The 2,054-nt window shown below is 66.4% G+C and carries 3 protein-coding genes; 2 read left to right on the top strand and 1 reads right to left on the bottom strand.

Going from position 1 to position 2,054, the window contains the following annotated elements; genetic code table 11:
• Positions 1–894: malate dehydrogenase (locus tag AC1DU6_RS28930; protein WP_477861372.1), on the bottom strand; the 894-nt coding region annotated here is incomplete at its 3' end.
• Positions 895–1,007: 113 nt separating this feature from the next.
• Here AC1DU6_RS28930 and AC1DU6_RS28925 point away from each other — a divergent pair.
• Together AC1DU6_RS28925 and sdhC are read left to right on the top strand one after the other, a co-directional pair.
• Positions 1,008–1,727, top strand: a complete 720-nt coding sequence (locus tag AC1DU6_RS28925; RefSeq protein ID WP_235531945.1) for a GntR family transcriptional regulator — start codon at positions 1,008–1,010, stop codon at positions 1,725–1,727.
• 93 nt (positions 1,728–1,820) lie between these two features.
• A partial coding sequence (gene sdhC, locus AC1DU6_RS28920) for a succinate dehydrogenase, cytochrome b556 subunit (RefSeq protein WP_477861370.1) occupies positions 1,821–2,054 on the top strand: 234 nt, incomplete at its 3' end.

The raw sequence follows: 2,054 nt of genomic DNA, 5'->3' as shown, positions 1-2,054 counted from the left end.
CTGCACGATCTTGTACTCGCCGCCTTCGCAGGTGACGGGGTAGCCGAACATGACTTCCTTGGGGATGCCGTATTCGCCGCCCGAGGGGATGCCCATCGTCACCCACTTGCCGTTGGTGCCCAGCGCCCAGTCGCGCATGTGGTCGATGGCGGCATTGGCAGCCGAGGCGGCCGACGACAGGCCGCGAGCGGCAATGATGGCCGCGCCGCGCTTGCCGACGGTCGGCAGGAAGGTGTTGCGGTTCCAGTCTTCGTCGTTGATCAGCGCCTTGACCGACTGGCCGTCGATGGTGGCGTTGCGGTAGTCGGCGTACATCGTGGGCGAGTGGTTGCCCCAGACGGCCAGCTTCTCGATCGAGCCGACCGGCTTGCCGGTCTTGGAGGCGATTTGCGAGGCAGCGCGGTTGTGGTCCAGGCGCAGCATGGCGGTGAAGTTCTTGGCCGGCAGGTCCGGGGCCGACTTCATGGCGATGTAGGCATTGGTGTTGGCGGGGTTGCCGACCACCAGCACGCGCACGTTGCGCGAGGCGACGGCGTTCAGGGCCTTGCCCTGCACCGTGAAGATCTGGGCGTTCGCGGCCAGCAGGTCGGCGCGTTCCATGCCGGGGCCGCGCGGGCGGGCGCCGACGAGCAGGGCGTAGTCGGTGTCCTTGAAGGCGGTCATCGGGTCGCTGTGGGCCTCGATGCCGGCCAGCAGCGGGAAGGCGCAGTCTTCGAGTTCCATGATCACGCCCTTCAGCGCGTTCTGAGCCTTCTCGTCGGGAATCTCCAGCAGCTGCAGGATGACGGGCTGGTCCTTGCCCAGCATTTCGCCGGAGGCGATGCGGAACAGCAGGGCGTAGCCAATCTGGCCAGCTGCGCCGGTGACGGCGACGCGAACGGGTTTCTTGCTCATGGAGATCTCCGGGGACAGTTGATGAAGCTGGTGTCTAGGCGGCGCCGCGCGCATCGCCTGAAGGCGGGGAAGTGTACGGGCATACCCTGTGCTGCAATGCGCGCATGCCCCCAATGAAGCCAAGGCCGCCCGCCCCCCTGTACGAGCAAATCCGCCAGTTGATCGTTGCGGCGCTGGCAGCGGGCGAGTGGCGGCCGGGCGACGCCCTGCCCAGCGAGGCCGCGCTGGCCGAGCGCTTCCATGCCAGTTCGGGCACCGTCAGAAAGGCGATGGACGAACTGGCAGCGGCCCATGTCGTCGAGCGCCGCCAGGGCGCCGGCACCTTTGTGTCGACGCATACCGCGCCGCGCGACGCCTACCGCTTCCTGCGCCTGGTGGCCGACGATGGCACCACCGGCCTCACGCGCGAGCTGCTGCATTGCCGGCGGGCGCGGGCGACAGCCGAGACGGCGCGGGCCCTGCATCTGCGCACGTCCGAGCCCGTCCTCGAGGTCAGGCGGCTGCTGTTGCGGCGCGGCCGCGCTGTCGTGCTCGACGACCTCTGGCTGCCGGAACGGCACTTCCGCGGGCTCAGCAGCGAAGTCATCAACGCCTACCCCGGCACGTTGTACGCGCTGTTCGAGGAGCGCTTCCAGGTGCACATGGTGCGCGCCGAGGAGAAGCTGCGTGCAGTGGCGGCCACCGCCGAGGCCGCCGAACTGCTGGGTGTTGCCGACGGCGCACCCCTGCTCAGTGTCGAGCGCGTGGCGTTCACCTATGGCGACCGACCGGTCGAATTGCGTCGCGGGCTTTACCACACCGAAGCAGACCACTACCTCAATGAGTTGAACTGAATCTGACAATGCCGCAGTGCAGCAAGTGCGAAGGTTGACGGGGATCTAGGCCCTAGAATCTTTCGGTTTCACATTGATTACGCAGGCTCGACCATGACGGACAGTGTCAAGAAAAGACCGGTCTATACCAATATTCACGTCACACAGATCGTCAGCTACCGCCTCCCGCCTGCCGGCATCGTCTCCATCCTGCATCGCATCAGCGGCTTCCTGATGTTCCTGCTGCTGCCCTTCGTGGTCTGGATGCTGGACAGCAGCCTGAGCACGGAAATCTCCTTCGAGACCTTCACGAACGTGTTCGTGGCCGGCTTCGCAGGCATCCCGGGC

This window comes from Roseateles sp. P5_B10 (genome assembly GCF_056400485.1).
This window is presented reverse-complemented; position numbering and strand designations above follow the sequence as displayed.

Coding starts and splice junctions, on each gene's coding strand:
- AC1DU6_RS28925 (WP_235531945.1), top strand. CDS start 1,008: ATGAAGCCAAGGCCGCCCGCCCCCCTGTACGAGCAAATCCGCCAGTTG.